Genomic DNA, 14224 nt, shown 5'->3' with positions numbered 1-14224 from the left:
AGTGAATATTTTGGCTGAACAAGAAAATAAAACAACTGGAACCAATGTTGAAGGAGTTGGTGGGGCTTTAGATAAACGATATGGAACAAATGAGTCTGAAGATACGTTAACCAATCGACAAGGACACCCGGTGACAAATAATCAAAATATGAGGACTGTTGGCAATCGTGGCCCAACAACTTTGGAAAACTATGATTTTCTTGAAAAAATTAGTCACTTTGATCGTGAACGTATTCCAGAACGTGTTGTGCATGCGAGAGGTGCTGGAGCACACGGTTATTTTGAAGCGTATGGTTCATTTGGTGATGAGTCCATTTCAAAATATACGAGAGCAAAATTATTTCAAGAAAAGGGGAAACAAACGCCTGTTTTTGTTCGATTTTCTAGCGTGATTCATGGTGGTCATTCTCCTGAGACATTAAGAGATCCACGAGGGTTCGCGGTTAAGTTTTATACAGAGGATGGAAATTGGGATTTAGTTGGAAATAACCTCAAAATTTTCTTTATTCGTGATGCTTTGAAATTCCCTGATCTTGTTCATGCGTTTAAACCTGATCCTGTTACGAATGTACAAGATGGGGAGCGAATTTTTGATTTTGTCTCACAGTCACCTGAAGCACTACATATGGTTACTTTTTTATTCTCACCATGGGGAATTCCAGCAAACTATCGGATGATGCAAGGTTCGGGTGTAAATACGTATAAATGGGTAAATAACGATGGCGATGCGGTATTAGTGAAATATCATTGGGAGCCAAAACAGCCAATTAAAAATATGACACAAGCCGAGGCTGAACATGTTCAAGGTAAGAACTTTAATCATGGTACACAGGATTTATATGAAGCGATTGAGCGCGGTGAGTATCCGGAATGGGAACTTTTTGTACAAATTATGAGTGATGACGACCATCCTGAGCTCGACTTTGATCCATTAGATCCGACAAAACTATGGTATAAGGAGCAGTTTCCTTGGGTTCCGATTGGAAAGATGGTTTTGAATAAAAACCCAGAAAACTATTTTGCGGAAGTGGAGCAAGTGGCGTTTGGAACCGGGGTCTTAGTGGATGGTTTAGATTTTTCCGATGATAAGCTTCTTCAAGGTAGAACGTTCTCTTATTCAGATACACAACGTTATCGAGTCGGATCGAACTATTTACAATTGCCGATAAATGCACCGAAAAAACATGTGGCAACGAACCAGCGTGACGGACAAATGGCGTATCATGTTGACCAAGGACCGAAACAAAATCCGCATGTCAATTATGAACCAAGTCTTTTAAATAATTTAAAAGAAGCGAAACAAGAAGGAAAAGAGTACAAACCAATCATTACCGGAGAATTATCGAGAGAGTCAATTGAACGAACGAATGATTATGGTCAGGCTGGAGAAACATTTAGACGTTTAGGAGATTGGGAAAAGGATGATCTAATTAAGAATCTTGTCACGACCTTAAAACCATGTGATAAGAGAATCCAAGAAACGATGGTTGAACATTTTACGAACTGTGATCCGGAATATGGACGACGTGTAAAAGAAGGATTAATGGAAAAAGGAGCAGAAGAAGCTCATCTTTCTCATCGGAACTCAATTGGAGGCGATGGTTCAGAGCAAGCAATAGAAGAGGCGATTGAAAAAGGCCATGTCTCAGATCCGTATTAATTGTTTTTGAGGTTGTTCCCTTTTAGGAGTCAGCTTGTCGACTAAGTCTCGTTAGACGGTCGGCAAGCTTTTTTATATTTGGAGAGGGTAATCTTTGATAGCTAGGTTGTTCAGTATTTTTTAAGATAATCTGCATTGAACTTTTATAAAGAGGGAGGAGAATTTTCTGAATAAAGAGAATACTATTATATAACAGGTGAGAACTTGAGCATAGATGTTCCTTTTTTATTAATAAAAGAAGTGGGGGATTAAAATGAATATTCTTGTGACTGGTTCGAACAGAGGATTAGGGTTGGCACTCGTTCAAAAAGGAGTAGAACGAGGTCATACGATGATTGCCGCTGTTCGTTCTCCTCATTCGAAGCTAAGGGAATTAAAGCAATTAATTAATCATCATCCGGACCAGGTTCGATTGTTATATTTGGATGTAACGAGTGAGAAGTCTTTAAGTGAGGGGAGAAAAGAAGTTCAAAATTGGGGGCTTCATTTAGATGCGATTGTTAATAGTGCAGGGGTTTTTATTTCTAGAGAGAGTGAGCTTGAGAATTTGAACTTTGATGAGGCCATTGTTGCTTTTGAAGTTAATTCTATTGGACCAATGCGTGTGGTTAAGCACTTTTTCCCGCTATTGTCAGGGCGGAACCGTTCATGCATAAATATTTCATCCGAGCTAGGTAGTATTTCTAATGCAAGTCGAGGTGACTATTTTTATGGCATGTCGAAAGCGGCGTTAAACATGTTTTCGGAAAAACTGAAAAAAGGCTATCCTGATTTAAATGTGCTTTCCATTCATCCAGGCACTATTCAGAAATCGTTCAGTGGACACAGATTGACATCTGAATTAACTGATGTAGCTGATGAAATTTTAAATTGGATAGAAGGGACAAAACCTTTCGATACACATCATACGTATTATGATTATAAAGGCCAATCGATTATGTTTTAATCGGAGAATTTGTTCGTCCTCATGATAAGTGGACTAAAGTCTGGTTTCATTGGCAAGCGGATACCCAGAGACCGTCTAGCATGAGCAAGAAGGCTCCAGACTCGCCCACGGAGTAAGATAAGCGTAATGCTTTGAGTACGATTCTAACTACGAGTGTTTTTTAGAATGGTAACTGATTTATGAATGAATAATGGTAAAATGTTCAACCACGGGAAAAGGCTCGTAATAATGGTGGAGTTTTTCTTTCCATTGGACGTATTCTGGTGATTGTCTGAAGCCAATTGTATGATCTTCTAATCGTTCCCATTCGACCGTTAATAAATACTTCCCTTTTGTTTCTAGGCAACGTTGTAGGCGGTGTGAAAGATAACCATTCATGCTCGAAATAATGGGGGCAGCTTCTAAAAAGCTTTGTTCAAAATCTTCCTCTTGTCCAGATTTAATAGTTAAAAATACAGCTTCAACAATCATAAAATAGACCTCCGACATATTTGATTTTTCCAATCATACCACAAAAAAATAAGAATTTTTTGTTTATTAGTGTGAATCCATTGATTTATACAATACGAGAGAGAAAGCTGCATAGATATGAACAGTAGCCTATTTTGGATTGTATAATGAAGGGGGAAATTCTGGTGAATACTTCCATTTTACCGGTTGGAATTAAAGCAAGGCATATTGTGGAGCCGAGGATAGATATTTTTTTTCCGCAGATTACAGGCTTATCTAATCGAACGATTGAGAAAAATTTAAATGAGCGAATTGAAACGCAAGTGTATCGAATGATTCGGAAGCAAGGCTATTTAGAAAACCCTCAAACCGAAATAACGGGTGGATTTGATTTGAAAAATAATCAACAAAATATTTTGAGCTTGACGAATAGTCATTATTCTTATTCTGGTGGAGCACATGGGCTGACAATGGTTCGCTCCTTAACGATGGATGTTGAGAGTGGGAAAGTATATGCCTTAAAAGATTTATTTAAAAAGGGAGCCAAATATCAGGAACGAATTAACCATTTAATTCGGGAACAGATTAAGTCTCGGAATATGGATATGTTAAATGAATTTAAAGGCATTCATCCAAATCAATATTTTTATGTAGCCGATAAATCGCTCGTCATTTATTTTCAATTATATGAGCTCCAAGCTTATGTATATGGTTTGACGTATTTTCCAATTTCGGTCTATGCTTTTGAAGATATTATTGATGAAGAAGGTCCTTTAGGAAAAATGATTTATTAGATTTATGGGCATGTTTGAGGAGGTGGGAGAGAGCTAATCGTTCTAGTTCTAAGCATCCAAAAGCGATAATCGGCTCAACACCGATTATCGCTTTTTTACATGTCATTTTATTTTAAGAACGAACGTAACATCCAGTTATGCTTCTCTAATGATTGATGGATTGCAAGTAACATGTCGGCGGTTGTTTCGTCGCCTAATTCTTCAGCTGCTTCCATTCCTTCTTTTAATTCATTGATGAGGATATTAAAGTCATCGACAATGTCGGATACCATATCATCCGCTGTTAACTCTTTTTTTGCTTCTTTAATAGAGGCTGTCTCTAAGTACTCTTGCATGGTTGCGACAGGTTTTCCTTTTAAGGCTAAGAGTCGCTCCGCTAACTCGTCAATATGTGTAGCTGCTTCATTATATAATTCTTCAAATTTCTCATGCAAAGTGAAAAACTGAGGACCTTTAACATACCAATGGTAGTTATGCAGTTTGATAAATAGAACGCTCCAGTTTGCTACTTGTTTGTTTAAAATAGTTGATACTTTGTCGTGACTCATTTTTTCGTCCTCCTTAAATATAAAGCGAAGCCTGTTTGCCTAGAAGCGAGAAAGAATACAGGGCGGACTAAAAAGTCGCATTTTGACTTGATAGGACGCCCGATTTTTCTCGAGCTTCTAACAGGCGTAGCTAGATTAAATAGTTCTCAATATACATGTTCCCTCAAATGAGAAATAATAAACCATAAACTCAAAAAAATTAAACGATCACACTATCTTTTGATGAACTTAAAAGACTGACAGTAGACGTACCACCATGGAGTTGTTCAAACATCTTGGCACTTGCATGTAGAAGCTCTAATGATTCTTCTTCTGACATTTCGGCTCGTAAATAAAAGATTTGGATAGCGTTTGTTGTATCTACGGTTGTTTTCGTTTTCTCCGAATCGACAATCGGACTGCCAAAAGCTCCGGTTTCATCTGAGCTTAGTAATTTTCCACTCATTGATTGTTCACGTCCATTTAAGCCAAAATATTTGTCTGACTCTTCCCCTAAACGGATGACGATATTTCCTTCGATTTGCTCCAAGTTATAAATCCCAATAGGAATTTCATATTTTAATGAGAAAAAGTTATTTAAATCAACAGCTGAATGGACAGGTGGTAAAAATTCACCTTTTTTGACGCGACGGAATAAAGCCTCTGACGAAGGGTGATACTTTGATGGGGAAATGCCGAGTTTTTTAAATGTTTCGCGCCAGCTTATGATGCCGGAGAAATCTGTTAAAGCTTTTTCCTCCTCTAAATCCACTCTTAATGTTTCTTGAAAAAATTGCAACCGTCCCTTTAACATTTGAGGTGAATCGCTAATCACGATATGATGGTATGTAATAAAACCTATTTTAAAAGTAGGGATATGAGTAAAAAGTGTCGGATCGATTTTGTAAGAAATCATTCGAATCCTCCTTATCGTTTTGCTCATATTTTACCATAAATTGTGTTAAGGTCCATTTTGAAAGTTAGTTATACTTAATGTTTCGAGAATTTTTAGAAGTAAGGTGAAAATGAAATGATAAACGCCCAGTTAAAAAAAGAACTGCTTGCATATAGTGTCAGTATTGGGATTGATAAAATTGGTTTTGCCTCAGCGGATCCTTTTACTACATTAAAAGAGAGACTTATTAAACAACGGGAGTTAGGCTATCAATCAGGATTTGAAGAGTCTGATATTGAAAAAAGAGTAGACCCATCGTTAACATTACCGAAAGCTCAAACGATTATATCAATTGCTGTAGCTTATCCTTCTAAAATGAAAAATCCACCTAAGAGTACAAAGGAAGAACGAAGAGGCATTTTCTGCCGTGCTTCATGGGGGATGGACTATCATGACGTTCTCAGAGAGCGATTAGGAAAAGTAGAGGAATTTATTAAAGCTAAAGTTCCAGACGCTAAAACGGTCTCAATGGTTGATACGGGAGTGCTCTCAGATCGAGCAGTGGCTGAACGTGCGGGGATTGGTTGGAGTGCTAAAAACTGTGCGATAATCACTCCTGAATTTGGAAGCTATGTTTACTTAGGAAATATTATTACAACTGTTGCGATGGAACCTGATACCCCGATTACCGACCAATGTGGGAGCTGTACGAAGTGTATTGATGCATGTCCAACTGGAGCACTTATACAAGGTGGACAATTGGATTCACAAAAATGTGTCGCATTTCTTACACAAACAAAAGGATTTATTGCGGATGAGTATCGGAAAAAGATCGGAAATCGCCTCTATGGTTGTGATACATGTCAGCAAGTTTGTCCTAAAAATAAGGGGATTGACGAACACCGTCACGCTGAACTTGAACCTGATCCGGAAATAGCGAAACCGAAATTAATTCCATTATTAACAATGAGTAATCGAGAATTTAAAGAAAAGTTTGGCCATGTATCGGGAGCGTGGAGAGGAAAAAAACCGATACAAAGAAATGCGATTTTAGCTTTAGGACATTTTAAGGATAAAAACGCTTTGCCGGTGTTAAAAAAATTGTTGAAAGAAGATCCAAGGCCTGTTATTCGAGGCACAGCTGCTTGGGCCATAGGGAAGATCGGTCATGTAGAAGGAGAGATTTGGCTTAAAGCAGCCAAAGAGAACGAAAAAGATGAACAGGTGTTAGCAGAAATAGAAAAAGGGCTGAATTTGCTTAAAAATACGAATTTTACTGATGGAAATCAAATGAAAGTTTGAGGTAAAATCAGTAGGAACAAACGAGTAGGAAAGAAGGGATAATATGACGACGCAAAACTGCATATTTCAAGATGAAATGAATAGTCCTATCGGCCCACTAACGATTTTAGCAACAGACAAAGGCGTGTGTCATATCCATTTTGGTAGTTTTGACAAAAGCACAGCATCATTAAATGCACGATTAAAAAAGCTTGGTCTAAAAGGTGAATATGTGTCGTGTAACGATACATTAGCAGAAGTAAAAAAGCAGTTAAATGAATATTTTAATGGGGAAAGAAAATATTTTGATGTAGCAATTGATTTACACGGAACTGCTTTTCAACAAAAGGTTTGGAGAGCTTTAATGAAGATTGAATACGGGGCCACTAGCTCTTATAAAGCGGTTGCTGAAAGGATTGGATCCCCTAAAGCTGTTCGAGCCATCGGAGGAGCCAATAATCAAAATCCGCTTCCAATTATTATTCCTTGTCATCGGGTGATCGGAAGTAATGGAAATATGGTTGGTTATGGTGGCGGACTTGATAAAAAAGAGCACTTGCTCATGCTTGAAGGCTCATTAGCGAAGTTATCTTCATAAATAAACAAGTTGTAGACCTCTTTATATAGAGGTTTTTTTTGTTAAAACCAACCGATTCATGATTTAAGACTTTAGCTCATAAGGTTTTAAAAAGTGAGGTGATACGGTTGCTTGAACAAAAGTTAAAAAAGTTAATTGATGAGCGTAACCGTGGTTTTCTTCAAAAGGAAGACTGTTTTATTGTACCTGAGGAGTTGGGCTTATTGGAAAGAAAGAGAGAATCAAACGAGCGACGTGGAGTTGAACTTGTTCGTTCCAATGTAAAAGGGAGGATTCTCTCAAAAAGTAAACTTGATTTACAAACCCATTTTTTGTATGCCGTCCATTATGAGCAGTTATGCAAACAAAGAGGGAAGCTTTATTTAGAGGAAAGGGTTGAATATCGGAAGGCGATTTTTGAGAAAAAACAATTAGTTGATGACAGAGAATTAATTCCTTCTAGTCATCAAGAGGAACATCAAACGCCTCAAAAGGAATTGGAGAAAAATTGGATTGACCTAGAATTAATGAGAAAGAGATCACTACCCTTTTTATCTCATCATCAACCTTTACCACTCATGAGGCAAAAAGAAGACATTCAAAAACGGCTTAGCTTAAAAAAAGAAGAACGAGCTCCTTTTAATCGAATCGAGGCTGTTCGATACGCGGAACTTTGGTGGAATGATTATAATCCGGAATACCGAAAGTTCACGGATAACTGTACGAACTTTATTTCTCAATGTATGAGGGCGGGTGGTGCCCCGATGAGAGGGTATCCTAACCGTTCAAATGGTTGGTGGTACCAAAATAATAATTGGAGCTTTAGTTGGTCGGTGGCCCATTCATTTAGATGGTACTTAAGTGGCTCGACAGTGGGACTTAGGGGACAAGAAAAATCGAGTGCCCGTGAATTAATTCCCGGTGATGTTATTTGTTATGATTTTGATGGGGATGGTGTCTGGCAACATAATACGATAGTTGTGGCGAAGGACTTTAATGGGGAACCCCTTGTTAATGCACAAACGACCAATAGTCGTATGCGTTACTGGGCTTACGAAGACTCTACGGCATGGACACCAGAAATTAAATACAAATTTTTTCATATATTAGATAATTAACAGTTAAACGTTTTGAAGAAGAGACTGTATTGGGATATTAGGGGGCGAGGATGGGATTAGACGTTTCAATCGCCTCCAATTCAATTTGAAAAAAGCGGAGTCTGTTTGGGCAGAAGCGAGAAAAAATACAGGTCGGACTAAAAAGTCGCTTTTTGACTTTATAGGACGAACCGATTTTTCTCGAGCTTCTAACGGACGCAGCTAGATTAAAAAAGCATCTGTTTAGTTGGATCTCATTTGCTATAATAGGTATAATGAGTTTTATTTAGTTCATGGAGAATAGGAGTGCTTAATTTGGGTTTACATGTTGTTCTTTATCAGCCAGAAATTCCAGCAAATACAGGAAATATCGCACGTACATGTGTCGGAACAAATACAACATTGCATTTAATACGGCCATTAGGTTTTTCGACAGAAGATAAGATGTTAAAAAGAGCTGGCTGTGATTATTGGCCTGATGTCAAAATTAATTATTATGATTCATTAGATGAATTGTTTGCTACATACTCAGAGGGAGAGTTTTATTTTATTGAGACATTTGGTACGAAAAATTATAGTGAATTTGATTATACAGATGAACAAAAAGATCATTTTTTTATTTTTGGTCGTGAAACAACGGGAATTCCACGTGAAATTATTGAACAGCATAAAGATAGATGCTTCAGAATTCCGCAAACGGATAAAATTCGCTCGTTGAATTTGTCGAATACCGCAGCGATTATTATTTACGAAGCGATACGACAACAAGGGTTTAAAGGTCTATCCTAATATAAGGAAATAGTTGAAGCTTTTCTAAAATGAAAAGCTCGTCTAGCCATTAAAGACTAGACGAGCTTTCATTTTGTTACTTTTTGTGTGGGTTGTCTTCATAACCAGCTGTAAAGATAGCAATTAGAAAAACAACACAGACACCAAGGATTAAAAGTGTATTCATGATAAATATGCCTCCCTTTATGTACAGGTTCCATTCAAATCGCATAAAGTATTCAGTGAAACTTTATCGAATTCATTGAGCACACTGGAAAAGTTAACTACGACTATTATATAGGATTAAGAAAGAAAAAGAAATGGATTATCAAGCTTAATTTTGACAAAATCATTATCATTATTGTTTCCAAAAACGATGTACACTATGTAATGGAAATAGATTAGGGGGACATAAGAGTGTCCAATCGTTATATTACGAGTCATTTTCCTTTAATTTCGATTATGCTCTTTAGTTTGTCGTTTGCTTTATATGTACAAGGGTTTATTTTAGAGCAATTAGTCGGTTACGGGTTATATGATGGGATGAGAGAATTTTTTTCGGAAAATGGGATTAAATTAACATTATTATTTTTATTAGTATTAATTTTCTTTATGGTTTTTTCAGCTTTTAAATTAATTGCGGATACCGTTTTTCAATTATCTATGCTTTTTTTCTCAAAGGATGAAGAGGGAAAGGAGCTTATTAAAGTTCGCTCGGGCTCGTGGATATTTTTATTCTGTGGAATTGTTTCATTGTTTTTAGCTTATTCTTGGTTGTGGCTTCTCATACTATTTATCCTCGCTTGTTTTATTTATTTTACTTATTTTGTTTATAAAGTTAGTGATTCGATTTCCTTTATTGGGATGTGTGGGATGGTCTTTTTCCATGTTATTTTTTGGACGGTCTTCTTATTGTTGGTCTTATATGCAGCAATAAAGCTTTATAATAGCTTTATTGCGAGCTTGCCATAAAATCGCTCTGCCAACGCTCATGCAATTCACTACGCGTCCTTTTTTCACCATGGTGGGCGACTTTGTCGTGAGGAGGCTCCCGATTCACCCGTGGACGCGCAGGGCATGCAGCTCGCGGAGTAAGCTAATTAATGTAACCATATTTTAACGAGTAGACCGTTCTTCAGTGGCCTCTGTTTCCTATCGGAGGAGTCTATTTCACCTGCTATAGTTGAACTCCTTTAGCAGAGGCCAGATAAGCTTCGTCTATGGTTGGATGATATCTTTCCAAATCGAGATTTGGGGTTGGCGTGAATTAACATTTAACAAACTTGCTCCGATATCTTTGCCAATCCAAACCCCCGCTGTATAATCTTCTGTTAAGCCTACAAACCATAGATCATAATAATTGTTGGTCGTTCCTGTTTTTCCTCCGATATAAGAGGTGGAAAAAGCGGCTCTCTGCCCTGTTCCACTCGTGATGACGGCTGCAAGCAGTGCACGCATTTTTTCATTTGTTGCCTCACTCCAAAGGCTCTTCTCACGTTCATTCCATTCATATAATCGATTGCCTTCTAAGTCTGTCACAAATTCGATTGCACGAGCAGGCGTGTACTTCCCTTCTTTAGCAAAACTTGAATAAGCTCGAGTCATTTCTAAAGGGGAAAAGCCATAAGTTAGACCGCCAATAGCTGAAGCTAGTTGGTAGTCCTGCTCAACAATTTTTTCAAAAGAAAAAGGTTCTAAATAAGAAAAGGCCGTATCTATGCCTATTTGCTCCATTAATCTTATTGCTGGGGTGTTATAGGAATGTTGAAAGGCTTGGGTCAGCGTGACGTGTCCATATTCACCACCACCATAGTTTTTTGGACAATAATCTCTTCCGTTTTGAAGATAACACACATTGTTTGCATTGACCGTTGTTGTAAGTGATGCCCCTGACTCTTCTAAATAAGGAGCGAATACGAGTAATGGTTTGAGTGCTGATCCAGGTTGTCTGAAGCTTTGAAAGCCACGATGGAAATCAAATTTTTGATAATTCCGCCCCCCAGTTATGGCAAGGATCGTATCATTTTGATGGTCAATAACAGTGGCTGCCCCTTGAATATCGGTTTGTCCGAGATGTTTCTCAAAGGCTTGGATTGCTTTATTTTGAATATTGGTATCGAGAGCAGTTTTGATCTGAATGCCTTGGTTGGTGATTTCATTAACCCGTTTGTCTAATTCAGTAGCTATTTCTTGAAGCTCTGTCTCTGTTTCTGCTTTTTCTATTTTTGTTAAAAAACCTTCATTTGTGGCAATCAAATCAGTAAATTCATCTAGAACAAAGGTGACATAGTCAGGAAATAAATCGATACGCTCTTTAACATTTAAAACAATTTCTTCTTGTTTTGCTTCCTCTAATTGTTCAGCGTCAATCGCCCCATTTTCATTCATTTTTTCTAAGACCCAATCTTTTCTTAAATGAGTTCTGTCACTATGGTTAAGCGGATTGTAATACGATGGATTGTTCGGTACGGCGGTTAAAAAAGCAACCTCGGCCAATGTTAATTGGTCGCTTGATTTACTGAAATAAAATTGACTAGCTGACTCAACCCCGTATACTCGATTATGAAAAAAGATCGTATTTAAATAAAGCTCAATAATTTCTTCTTTTGTATATTTCTTTTCCATTTCCGATGCATAGAGGACTTCTGTAAATTTCCGTTCATAACTTACATCGTGAGATAAATATAAGTTTCGAACGAGTTGTTGGGTAATCGTACTAGCCCCTTCCTCAATGTCATTGTTTTTTAAATTAACACTGACGGCCCGAAAGATCGAGGGCAAATCATATCCTTGGTGTTCAAAAAAGCGGTGATCCTCTGTCGCAATAAAAGCGTCTACAAAGGTTTGAGGGATATCCTCATAAGGTAAATAAATTCGATTTTCATCTGAATATATTTCAGAGATAATTTGAGAATCTTGTTCTAATATATAACTGTTTTTAGTTAATGTAATGTCTGTTAAGTTGACTCGTTCATTGATGACGGTTTCTAATGACTTTGCAACGTATAATTCTGCTGCTGTTTCTGTTAATAAAAATAAAAGTCCTGTTAGCATAAGGAAGGTCATAAACCAGCCAGTCCCCATCTTCATTCTAAAAGTCCTCTCTTCGTTCTTTTTTACTATTGTAGCATGGCTGTTCTAACGGGTATGTAGTACTTTTTCAGAATTTTATTAAAGAAATTCAAAATAGTTGTCATAAAAAATTAGGACATTGCTTTTTGAAAAGGGATGCATGTTCATGTTCGGCATTGCATAAGTTTTATTAATCTCGCACTTGACCACGAGGATGGAGGTACGTGAAATGGAGATATTAAAAAAGATTGAAAAATACCGAGAAGAAGAAGAGCGTTTGAAGTGGGAAGGGACATTTGCTGATTATTTGCAATTGCTCAAGGAAAAGCCAGGGGTGGCTCAAACTGCACATTCACGTGTCTATCACATGATAAAGGACGCTGGCGTAGAAGAGGTTGATGGAAAGAAGGAATATTTATTTTTTAAAGATCAGATTTATGGCTTAGAAGAGTCAATTGAACGATTAGTGGAGGAATATTTTCACTCTGCCGCTAAACGATTAGACGTACGAAAGCGGATTTTATTATTAATGGGGCCTGTTAGTGGAGGGAAATCGACTCTTGTCACGATGTTGAAAAGAGGCTTAGAAAAATATTCTCGAACAGATAGTGGAGCGGTTTTTGCGATTAAAGGTTGCCCTATGCATGAAGACCCACTTCATCTTGTTCCACAGCATTTAAGGAAAGATTTTCAAGAGGAATACGACATTAAAATTGAAGGGAATTTATCACCATTAAATATGATGAGATTAGAAGAAGAATATGGTGGGCGAATTGAGGACGTATTGGTCGAACGAATCTTTTTCTCTGAAGATAAACGAACAGGAATTGGTACGTTTAGTCCATCTGATCCAAAGTCCCAAGATATTGCCGATTTAACAGGGAGTATTGATTTTTCAACGATTGCTGAATATGGCTCTGAATCGGACCCACGTGCATACAGATTTGACGGGGAACTAAATAAAGCGAATCGCGGGATGATGGAATTTCAAGAGATGTTAAAATGTGATGAAAAATTCTTATGGCACTTGCTTTCATTAACACAGGAAGGTAATTTTAAAGCGGGTCGATTTGCTTTAATTAGTGCGGATGAATTAATTGTGGCCCATACGAATGAATCTGAATATAAGTCATTTATTTCGAATAAAAAAAATGAAGCCCTGCACTCGCGTATTATTGTGATGAAAGTTCCTTATAATTTACGGGTTACAGAGGAAGAACGAATTTATAAAAAAATGATTGAAGATAGTGATTTAGCACATGTTCACATTGCTCCACATGCGTTAAGGGTAGCGGCAATTTTTACGATATTAACGAGATTGAAGGAGCCAAAAAAGCAAGGCATTGATTTAGTAAAGAAGATGAGATTATATGACGGTGAAAATGTAGAAGGCTTTAATCTTCAAGATTTACAGGAATTAAAGGAAGAGTATCCTGATGAGGGAATGAGTGGAATTGACCCTCGATATGTTATTAATCGAATTTCTTCAGCGATTATACGTAAGCAATTAACATCGATAAATGCTTTAGATGTGCTTCGTTCCATTAAAGAAGGACTTGATCAACACGCGTCGATTTCAAAAGAGGACCGTGAGCGCTACCGTGATTTTATCTCGACTGCAAGAAAAGAATATGATGCCCTTGCTAAAAGTGAAGTTCAAAAAGCGTTTGTCTATTCTTATGATGAATCTGCAGTGACGTTAATGGATAACTATTTAGACAATGTGGAGGCATATTGTAATAAAAATAAATTACGTGACCCGCTAACTGGGGAAGAAATGACTCCCGATGAGAAGTTGATGCGTTCCATTGAAGAACAAATTGGTATTTCTGAAAACGCGAAGAAAGCCTTCCGTGAAGAAATCTTAATTCGGATATCTGCCTATGCAAGAAAAGGGAAAAAATTTGATTATAATTCTCATGAACGGCTACGTGAAGCAATTCAGAAAAAGTTATTCGCCGATTTAAAAGATATTGTCAAAATTACAACATCAACGAAAACACCTGACGAATCACAGCTTAAGAAAATTAATGAGGTCATCGCACGGTTAATTGATGAACACGGTTATAATTCTGTTTCAGCCAATGAATTATTACGTTATGTCGGAAGTTTGCTTAATCGTTAAAAGGTAATAACAGGAAACAACCTTCATTTGAA

At 37.3% G+C, this 14224-nt stretch carries 13 protein-coding genes; 9 read left to right on the top strand and 4 right to left on the bottom strand.

The annotated features are described in order from the left end of the window. Window positions 1-7 precede the first annotated feature (7 nt). Window positions 8-1660, top strand: a complete 1653-nt coding sequence (locus AA0017_RS12255) for a catalase (protein ID WP_413382577.1) — start codon at window positions 8-10, stop codon at window positions 1658-1660. Window positions 1661-1913: 253 nt separating this feature from the next. Further along, window positions 1914-2606 (top strand): SDR family NAD(P)-dependent oxidoreductase, encoded by a 693-nt coding sequence (locus AA0017_RS12250; RefSeq protein WP_413374713.1) that lies wholly within the window; start codon window positions 1914-1916, stop codon window positions 2604-2606. Window positions 2607-2783: 177 nt separating this feature from the next. On the opposite strand, the gene AA0017_RS12245 is transcribed toward AA0017_RS12250, so the two are convergent. Beyond that, window positions 2784-3077 (bottom strand): antibiotic biosynthesis monooxygenase family protein, encoded by a 294-nt coding sequence (locus AA0017_RS12245; RefSeq protein ID WP_413374711.1) that lies wholly within the window; start codon window positions 3075-3077, stop codon window positions 2784-2786. Between the two features lie 164 nt (window positions 3078-3241). Here AA0017_RS12245 and AA0017_RS12240 point away from each other — a divergent pair, with 164 nt between their 5' ends. Next, entirely contained in the window at window positions 3242-3850 is a 609-nt protein-coding gene (locus AA0017_RS12240) for a DUF3298 and DUF4163 domain-containing protein (protein ID WP_413374709.1), read from the top strand. Window positions 3851-3957: 107 nt separating this feature from the next. On the opposite strand, the gene AA0017_RS12235 is transcribed toward AA0017_RS12240, so the two are convergent. Beyond that, the gene (locus tag AA0017_RS12235) at window positions 3958-4398 is read right to left on the bottom strand and encodes a Dps family protein (protein ID WP_413374707.1); all 441 of its coding nucleotides are present in this window, start codon (window positions 4396-4398) and stop codon (window positions 3958-3960) included. Between the two features lie 199 nt (window positions 4399-4597). Then, on the bottom strand, window positions 4598-5293 hold the full coding sequence (locus AA0017_RS12230) for a B3/4 domain-containing protein (protein ID WP_413374705.1): 696 nt from the start codon (window positions 5291-5293) through the stop codon (window positions 4598-4600). Between the two features lie 114 nt (window positions 5294-5407). On the opposite strand from AA0017_RS12230, the gene queG reads away from it, so the two are divergent. From queG to AA0017_RS12205, 5 genes are all read left to right on the top strand, one after another. Next, the gene (gene queG, locus AA0017_RS12225; RefSeq protein ID WP_413374703.1) at window positions 5408-6574 is read left to right on the top strand and encodes a tRNA epoxyqueuosine(34) reductase QueG; all 1167 of its coding nucleotides are present in this window, start codon (window positions 5408-5410) and stop codon (window positions 6572-6574) included. Between the two features lie 43 nt (window positions 6575-6617). After that, entirely contained in the window at window positions 6618-7151 is a 534-nt protein-coding gene (locus tag AA0017_RS12220) for a methylated-DNA--[protein]-cysteine S-methyltransferase (protein ID WP_413374701.1), read from the top strand. A 107-nt stretch (window positions 7152-7258) separates the two neighbouring features. Further along, window positions 7259-8248 carry an amidase domain-containing protein gene (locus AA0017_RS12215; protein ID WP_413374699.1) on the top strand — a complete coding sequence of 330 codons (990 nt, stop codon included), beginning with the start codon at window positions 7259-7261 and terminating at the stop codon, window positions 8246-8248. A gap of 294 nt (window positions 8249-8542) precedes the next feature. After that, a complete protein-coding gene (trmL, locus tag AA0017_RS12210; RefSeq protein ID WP_413374697.1) occupies window positions 8543-9016 on the top strand; it encodes a tRNA (uridine(34)/cytosine(34)/5-carboxymethylaminomethyluridine(34)-2'-O)-methyltransferase TrmL in 474 nt (157 codons plus the stop codon). Between the two features lie 396 nt (window positions 9017-9412). Next, a complete protein-coding gene (locus AA0017_RS12205) occupies window positions 9413-9967 on the top strand; it encodes a YufK family protein (RefSeq protein WP_413374695.1) in 555 nt (184 codons plus the stop codon). A 246-nt stretch (window positions 9968-10213) separates the two neighbouring features. On the opposite strand, the gene AA0017_RS12200 is transcribed toward AA0017_RS12205, so the two are convergent. After that, window positions 10214-12085: a transglycosylase domain-containing protein gene (locus AA0017_RS12200; RefSeq protein ID WP_413374693.1), complete on the bottom strand. Its 1872-nt coding sequence runs from the start codon at window positions 12083-12085 to the stop codon at window positions 10214-10216. 211 nt (window positions 12086-12296) lie between these two features. Between AA0017_RS12200 and AA0017_RS12195 the strand changes: the two genes are divergently transcribed. Continuing rightward, complete coding sequence (locus tag AA0017_RS12195) at window positions 12297-14192, top strand: PrkA family serine protein kinase (protein ID WP_413374691.1); 1896 nt, start codon at window positions 12297-12299, stop codon at window positions 14190-14192. Window positions 14193-14224: the final 32 nt, after the last annotated feature.

Source organism: Alkalihalobacillus phoenicis, from assembly GCF_047302405.1.
GTDB lineage: Bacteria > Bacillota > Bacilli > Bacillales > Bacillaceae_D > Alkalihalobacillus.
The sequence above is the reverse complement of the archived record's forward strand: the minus strand, read 5'-3'. Positions and strand labels throughout refer to the sequence as shown.

Coding starts and splice junctions, on each gene's coding strand:
- AA0017_RS12235 (WP_413374707.1), bottom strand. CDS start 4,398: ATGAGTCACGACAAAGTATCAACTATTTTAAACAAACAAGTAGCAAAC.
- AA0017_RS12250 (WP_413374713.1), top strand. CDS start 1,914: ATGAATATTCTTGTGACTGGTTCGAACAGAGGATTAGGGTTGGCACTC.
- AA0017_RS12245 (WP_413374711.1), bottom strand. CDS start 3,077: ATGATTGTTGAAGCTGTATTTTTAACTATTAAATCTGGACAAGAGGAA.
- AA0017_RS12200 (WP_413374693.1), bottom strand. CDS start 12,085: ATGAAGATGGGGACTGGCTGGTTTATGACCTTCCTTATGCTAACAGGA.
- AA0017_RS12230 (WP_413374705.1), bottom strand. CDS start 5,293: ATGATTTCTTACAAAATCGATCCGACACTTTTTACTCATATCCCTACT.
- AA0017_RS12220 (WP_413374701.1), top strand. CDS start 6,618: ATGACGACGCAAAACTGCATATTTCAAGATGAAATGAATAGTCCTATC.
- AA0017_RS12195 (WP_413374691.1), top strand. CDS start 12,297: ATGGAGATATTAAAAAAGATTGAAAAATACCGAGAAGAAGAAGAGCGT.
- queG (WP_413374703.1), top strand. CDS start 5,408: ATGATAAACGCCCAGTTAAAAAAAGAACTGCTTGCATATAGTGTCAGT.